This is a genomic window from Streptomyces sp. NPDC060209 (assembly GCF_042728155.1).
Classification (GTDB): domain Bacteria; phylum Actinomycetota; class Actinomycetes; order Streptomycetales; family Streptomycetaceae; genus Streptomyces.
Genome location: NZ_JBHWZS010000225.1, coordinates 7,592 through 14,053, shown reverse-complemented (window position 1 = coordinate 14,053; position 6,462 = coordinate 7,592). Strand labels below are relative to the sequence as shown.

The window sequence follows — 6,462 nt, the reverse complement described above, 5'->3', positions numbered from 1 at the left end:
CCTGACGGATGTCCGTCAGGGGGCCGCGGGGTGTGTGCTCAGCGCGTCAGGAGGCGACCATCCGCACGCAGGCGCCCTCGATCAGCTCACTGATCTCCGACAGCGGCGTGGGCCCCGACGGCCGGTACCACCGCCAGACGCTGACGATCAGACCGAGTACGCTCGCGCCCAGCAACTGCGCGTCCCGCAGCGGGAAGGCGCCCTGGGACATGCCCTTCACCAGCAGGTTCGTCCAGTCCCTCTCGACGACCTGGACCAACTGGCGGGCCGCGACCCGCTCGTCCTCCTCACGCTTGGACCGGCGCGCGCCGGAGAGCAGGTCCATGTGGCTCTGCAGGATGCGCATCTGCAGGACTTCGTGCGGGGACACCTCGTACGCGGCACGGACGGCGGCCCGCAACGCCTCGGCGGGCTCCTCCGCGTCCTTGGTCGCCTCGACGAACCGGTCGTGGGAGCGCTGCAGCTCGAGCCGCATGATGGTGAGCAGGCAGTGCGTCTTCGACTCGAAGTAGTGGTAGAGGGCGGTCTGCCCGATCCCCACCCGCTCGGCCACGGTGGACCACTTGGTGGCCTCGAAGCCGGCTTCGCCGAAGCAGTCCACCGCGGCCTGGAGGATGGCCGCGCGCTTGGACCGCGGCCCCGCCTCCGGTTCAACGATCCTGGTCATGACCCTCTCTCCTGGCCGTCACTCAGCGTGTGCGTACCCGAGAGTAAACCCAAGTTGAACTCAGTTGCCAATCGGAACGCTCACAGGACTTCGAGGACGGTCGCATTGGCCATGCCGCCGCCCTCGCACATCGTCTGCAGACCGTAGCGGCCACCCGTCCTGCGCAACTGGTGAACGAGCGTGGTCATGAGCCGCGCACCCGTGGCACCCAGCGGATGCCCGAGTGCGATCGCGCCGCCGACGGCGTTGACCCGCTCCGGAGCGGCGCCGATCTCCTTCTGCCAGGCCAGGACCACGGAGGCGAAGGCCTCATTGATCTCGACCAGGTCGATCTCACCGATCGACAGACCCGCCTTGTCCAGGACCTTCTCGGTGGCGGGGATCGGCCCGGTCAGCATGTGGATCGGGTCGGAGCCGACCACGGCCATGGTGTGCACGCGCGCGAGCGGGGTCAGGCCGTGGCGGCGTACCGCCTCCTCGGAGGCGATCAGCAGGGCTGCGGCACCGTCGGAGATCTGGCTGGAAACCGCCGCTGTCAGCCGGCCGTCCTCGGTGAGGGTCTTCAGGGCCGCCATCTTCACGAGCGTGCTGTCGGCGCGCGGGCCCTCGTCTGCGGTGAGCCCGAAGGCCGGGACGATCTCGTCGTCGAAGACGCCGTCGGCCTGGGCGGCAAGCGCCCGCTGGTGGCTGGTGAGCGCGAACTGTTCCATGTCCTCGCGGGAGATTCCCCACTTCTCGGCGATCAGCTCGGCCCCTCGGAACTGCGAGACCTCCTGGCCACCGAAGTGCTCGCGCCACCCGTCGCCGGCGTAAGGACTGCCGAGGCCGGCCTTTTCGCCGACGAACATCGGGCTCGCGATGGGCACCAGGCTCATCACCTCCACGCCGCCGGCGACCACGAGGTCGGCGGCGCCGGACCCGACCGCCTGGGCGGCGAAGTGCACAGCCTGCTGCGAGGATCCGCACTGCCGGTCGATCGTAGTGCCGGGCACATGCTGCGGCAGACCCGCCGACAGCCACGCGGTGCGGGCGATGTTCCCCGTCTGGGCGCCGATCTGGCCGACGCAGCCGAAGTACACGTCGTCGACGGCACCCGGGTCGACGCCGGTGCGTTCCAGCAGCGCGCGCAGCACATGGGCGCCGAGATCGGCGGGGTGCACGCCGCTGAGCGTGCCCTTGCGGCGGCCGACGGGGGTGCGGACGGCTCCGACGATGAATGCTTCCGGCACGGAGGGCTCCATGGGTTCGGTGGAAGGAGGATCACGGCCCGGGCGGGACGCGTGTGAATTCGGGTGCTCGCTTGCTGAGGAACGCGGCGACGCCCTCGCGGCCCTCGTCGGAGGCGGCCGCAGCGGCGATTGCGCGGGCCTCGCTGTCCAGGTGCGGGCCGAGGTCCGCGGTCAGTCCGGCGGCGAGGAGCCGACGGGTGGCGCCGAAGGCGGCGGTGGGGCCGCGGCGCAGGGCCTCGGCCGTCCGTGTGGCCTCGGCGGACAGTCGGTCGGGGGCGACGACCCGGCTCACCAGTCCGATCGCCGCGGCTTCCGCTGCCGGTAGCCTGCGGTTCGTCAGCAGCAGGTCGAGGGCCCTCTTGGGGCCGACGATACGGGGCAGGAACCAGCTCACTCCGCCGTCCGGCGAGTAGCCGATCCCGGTGTACGCGGCGGTGAAGGAGGCGTTGTCAGCGGCCAGGGTCACATCGGCTGCCGCGGCAAGGCCAATGCCCGCGCCGGCGACCGCGCCCTGAACCGCTGCCACCACGGGCGCGTCGAGCGCGGCGAACGTGCGCAGGGCGTCGTGCAGCGCGTCGGTCACCGCGATGAGGTGTTTCTCCAGTGCCTCGCCGGTGAATTGCGAGAACTCCCTGAGGTCGCCGCCGACGCAGAAGGACTTCCCCTCGCCGGTGAGGAGTACAGCCCGGGCACCTTCCCGCTGACAGACCCGTGCCGCGTCCAGCAGTCCGCGCGCCATACGGAGGTCGATGGCGTTCCCCGCCTCGCCCCGCCGCAGGGTGACGTGGGCCAGGCCGTCGTCCTGGACCTCGATACCGACACTCATCGCGCCGTCCATCCGCCGTCGACGGTCAGGACCTGCCCGGTGCAGTAGCTGGAGGCGTCCGAGGCGAGGTAGAGCAGCGCGCCGTCGAGCTCGTGGCCGTCGCCGCCACGGCGCAGCAGGGTGTTGCGGTCGACCCAGCGACTCGAGCGCTCGTCACCGAAGAGGTCGGCGGTCATCTCGGTACGGAACCAGCCAGGGGCCAGGGCGTTGACGCGTGTGCCGTCCCGGCCCCACTGACCGGCCAGCTCCCGGGTCAGGCCGATCAGTCCTGCCTTGGATGCCGAGTAGCTCGCGCCCCCGAGGGGCGCGGCCGAGACCAGGCCGAGAATGGAGGAGACGTTGATGATGCTCTTCCCCGAGGTGGGGGCCTCCTCGGGTGCGGGAGCTTCTGCGGTGAGCCGGGCGAGGTGGAAGGGCGCGGTGAGGTTGACGCCGAGTACCTCGGCGAAGGCATCCGGGGACTCGTCCTGCGCACGTATCTCTCCCGACGTGGCCGCGTTGTTGACCAGGATGTCGATGCGGCCGGTGGCGGCCAGTGCCGTTTCGGCCAGCCTCGTCCGGTCGGCCTCGAGCGAGACGTCGCAGGCCACGGGGTGGATACGCGTGTCGGAATCGGCGAGTTCCTTCAGCCGGTCGATGCGGCGGGCAGCGGCGAAGACGGTGGCGCCGGCCTGCGCGAGGACGGCGGCGAAGCGTGCGCCGAGCCCTGCGGAGGCACCGGTGACGATCGCCGTCCTGCCTTCCACCGAGAACAGTTCGGCGGCAGATCGCGGCGCAGTCACTCCTCCACCCCGATCGGCAGGGCGGTCGCGCCTCCGTCGAGCACCAGAGTCTGGCCTGTCATCCAGGAGGAGGCGTCGGAGGCCAGGAACAGCGCCGCGCTCGCGACGTCCTCCACCGTGCCGAGACGGCGCATCGGCAGCTTGGCGGTGAGGACGGGCTCGCGGACCTCCCACACCGCACGCGCCAGTTCCGTCCTGATCAGACCTGGGGCGATCGCGTTCACCCGGGCCCGCGGGCCGAGTTCGTAGGCGAGCTGCCGGGTCATGTGCAGCATGGCGGCCTTGGTCGCGTTGTAGTAGCCGATGTGCGGGTCGACGATCAGCCCGCCGACGGAGGCGATGTTGATCACCGTTCCCCCGTGCTCACTCATCCAGGCCCGCCAGGCGCAGCCCGTCCAGGCGATCATCCCGTACTGGTTGACGCGTACGGTCTTCTCCGCGCGCGGCAGGTCCAGGTCGAGGAGGTCGCCGTTGTACGGGTTGGTCGCCGCGTTGTTGACGAGGATGTCGACCTGGCCGAAGCGGGCCATGGTCTCGTCGACGCAGGCTTCGGCCTGCTCGGGCTCGCCGGCGTTTGCCACGACGGTGTGGATGTCACCGTCGCCCTTGACCCGCAGCAACTCCTCGTGTGCCTTTGCGAGTCCGTCCGCCTTGCGTGCGGCGATCACCACGTGCGCACCGGCCGCCCGGTAGGCGGCGGCTATACCGAGGCCGATGCCGCGGGATCCGCCGGTGATGACGGCGACCTTGCCGTCGAGGGTGTTGGCGCTCACGCTGCTCCTGCCTTCGGGTCCGTCGTGTGGTGTTCGGCGTTCGGGTCGGGCTTCTCGTACTTGGCGAGTTCCTGGCGGGCGACGGTCCGCAAGTGCACTTCGTCGGGGCCGTCGGCGATGCGCAGCGCCCGCGTGATGGAGTACAGCCGGGCCAGTACGGTGTCGTCGCTGACGCCCGCCGCGCCGTGTGCCTGCACCGAGCGGTCGACCACCTTGTGTGCGACCTCTAGGGCGGCCACCTTGATCGCGGCGACTTCCATACGGGCGGCCGCGTTGCCCACGGTGTCCATCAGCCACGCCGACTTGAGGACGAGGAGCCGCAGTTGCTCGATCTCGATGCGGCTGCGGGCGATCCACTCGCGCACCACACCGCGGTCTGCGAGCGGCCCGCCGAAGGCGAGGCGTTCGGTGGTGCGCTCGCACATCAGCTGCAGGGCGCGCTCGGCGAAGCCGACGGCGCGCATCGCGTAGTGCATGCGTCCCGGGCCGAGTCGTCCCTGGGCGAGGGCGAAGCCCTGTCCCTCCCCTCCGAGGATGTTCTCCACCGGCACGCGGACGTTCTCGAAGAGCACCTCGCCATGCCCGCACCGGTCGGTGTAACCGAACATCGGCAGGTCACGGACGACCGTGACACCGGGCGTGTCGCGCGGGACGAGCACCATGCTCTGCTGCCGGTAGGTCGGTGCGTCCGGGTCGGTCTTGCCCATCAGGATGATCAGCTTGCAGTCCGGGTCGAGAATTCCGGAGGTGTACCACTTGCGGCCGTTGACGACATAGTGGTCGCCGTCGCGGACGATGCGGGTGCGGATGTTGCGGGCGTCGGAGCTGGCGACCTCGGGTTCGGTCATGGCGAAGCACGACCGGATCTCCGCCTCCAGGAGTGGCCGCAGCCAACGCTCCTGCTGCTCCGGCGTGCCGAACAGCGCGAGCAGTTCCATGTTGCCGGTGTCGGGCGCCGAGCAGTTGAACACCTCGGGGCCGATGATGGAGCGGCCGGCCAGCTCGGCGAGCGGGGCGTATTCGAGATTGGTGAGCCCTGCGCCCCAGTCACCGTGCGCCATGAAGAGGTTCCACAGGCCCTCCGCGCGCGCCTTTTCCTTCAGTTCGGTCATCACCGGCGGCAGCGCGTGCCGGTCGTCGGCCTCGGCGAGCTGTCGGTCGTAGACAGCTTCCGCGGGAAAGACGTACTGCTCCATGAACGACCGCATACGGTACTGAAGATCAACCGCCTGCGGCGAGAATCCGAAATCCACGACTGCTCCTCTTCGCCGGCGTCCGGCTCGGCATGCGTCCCATGTGTTGTGGCTTGTGCGGTCGGCCCGGGTCAGCCGAGGATGTCGCGCGCCGAGCGGATCATCGCGGCGATCGTGGGCGGCAGGCGCTCCTGGTCCGGGTCATGGTGCTTGCCCTGGCGGTGCCGGCGCAGATTGTGGCCCATGATCGCGGCCATCTTCATGCGGCCGAGGGCCCGGAACCAGTCCATGGCGGGCAGCACGGGGCGTCCGCCCAGGTAGGCGTCCAGCAATTCGGCCTCGGTGGGCAGGCCGGGCACGGCGCGGCCCAGCTGCGGGAAGTTGCGGTGGTCGGCGAAGAGCAGGAACCAGCCCAGGTCGATGCGCGGGTCACCGACGCTCCAGATCTCCCAGTCGACGACCGCCACCGGGTCCTCGCCCACGCACAGCACATTGCCGAGTCGGAAGTCGCCGTGCAGCAACACGGGCGGGAGGTCATCGGGTACCTCGTCTGCCAGGCGTTCCATCAACTCCTGTCCTCCAGGACGGAGTTCGTCCGGAACGGCCAGCATGGTCCGGCTCCACCGCGCCAGCTCTCCTGCGGCGTCCAGCGGTTCGGGCGCCTCGAGTCCAGGCGTTCGGACATCGGTGTCGTGCAGTCGCCGCAGCACGGACGCGATCTCCAGCATCCGGGCCCGCGCCGTCCCCGTGGGCACTTCGGGGTCGTCGAGTACGGGCTCGATCGCCTCCCCGGCTGCGAAGTCCATCGCGAACCAAGCGGGTTGCGCCCCGTCGACGGCCACGACGCCGGGCACCGGCACCGGGGAACCGGCCAGCGCGGCAAGAATCCGCGCCTGGCGCATCACGTCGTTGCGTCCGATGGGCCGCTGCCCCGGGGGGACCGCCTTGACGACGTACCGCGCGTCTCCCGCCGTGACCGAGTACGTCAGTCC

Annotated in this window: 7 protein-coding genes; all 7 read right to left on the bottom strand. The window is 70.3% G+C overall.

Annotation, left to right across the window (positions count from 1 at the left end; translation table 11 throughout):
* Positions 1–46 precede the first annotated feature (46 nt).
* Positions 47–667, bottom strand: a complete 621-nt coding sequence (locus ACFWFI_RS31480; protein ID WP_387396771.1) for a TetR family transcriptional regulator — start codon at positions 665–667, stop codon at positions 47–49.
* Positions 668–747: 80 nt separating this feature from the next.
* Positions 748–1,896 carry an acetyl-CoA C-acetyltransferase gene (locus ACFWFI_RS31475; protein WP_387396769.1) on the bottom strand — a complete coding sequence of 383 codons (1,149 nt, stop codon included), beginning with the start codon at positions 1,894–1,896 and terminating at the stop codon, positions 748–750.
* A gap of 31 nt (positions 1,897–1,927) precedes the next feature.
* On the bottom strand, positions 1,928–2,722 hold the full coding sequence (locus ACFWFI_RS31470) for an enoyl-CoA hydratase/isomerase family protein (protein ID WP_387396767.1): 795 nt from the start codon (positions 2,720–2,722) through the stop codon (positions 1,928–1,930).
* Positions 2,719–3,504 (bottom strand): SDR family NAD(P)-dependent oxidoreductase, encoded by a 786-nt coding sequence (locus tag ACFWFI_RS31465; RefSeq protein ID WP_387396765.1) that lies wholly within the window; start codon positions 3,502–3,504, stop codon positions 2,719–2,721. Before ACFWFI_RS31465 ends, ACFWFI_RS31470 begins: the two co-directional genes overlap by 4 nt.
* The gene (locus ACFWFI_RS31460; RefSeq protein WP_387396763.1) at positions 3,501–4,277 is read right to left on the bottom strand and encodes an SDR family oxidoreductase; all 777 of its coding nucleotides are present in this window, start codon (positions 4,275–4,277) and stop codon (positions 3,501–3,503) included. The genes ACFWFI_RS31465 and ACFWFI_RS31460 overlap by 4 nt, the downstream gene beginning before the upstream one ends.
* The gene (locus tag ACFWFI_RS31455) at positions 4,274–5,530 is read right to left on the bottom strand and encodes an acyl-CoA dehydrogenase family protein (RefSeq protein WP_387396761.1); all 1,257 of its coding nucleotides are present in this window, start codon (positions 5,528–5,530) and stop codon (positions 4,274–4,276) included. Before ACFWFI_RS31455 ends, ACFWFI_RS31460 begins: the two co-directional genes overlap by 4 nt.
* 71 nt (positions 5,531–5,601) lie before the next feature.
* On the bottom strand, positions 5,602–6,462 hold an 861-nt coding region (locus tag ACFWFI_RS31450), incomplete at its 5' end, for a phosphotransferase family protein (RefSeq protein WP_387396759.1).

Coding starts and splice junctions, on each gene's coding strand:
- ACFWFI_RS31480 (WP_387396771.1), bottom strand. CDS start 667: ATGACCAGGATCGTTGAACCGGAGGCGGGGCCGCGGTCCAAGCGCGCG.
- ACFWFI_RS31470 (WP_387396767.1), bottom strand. CDS start 2,722: ATGAGTGTCGGTATCGAGGTCCAGGACGACGGCCTGGCCCACGTCACC.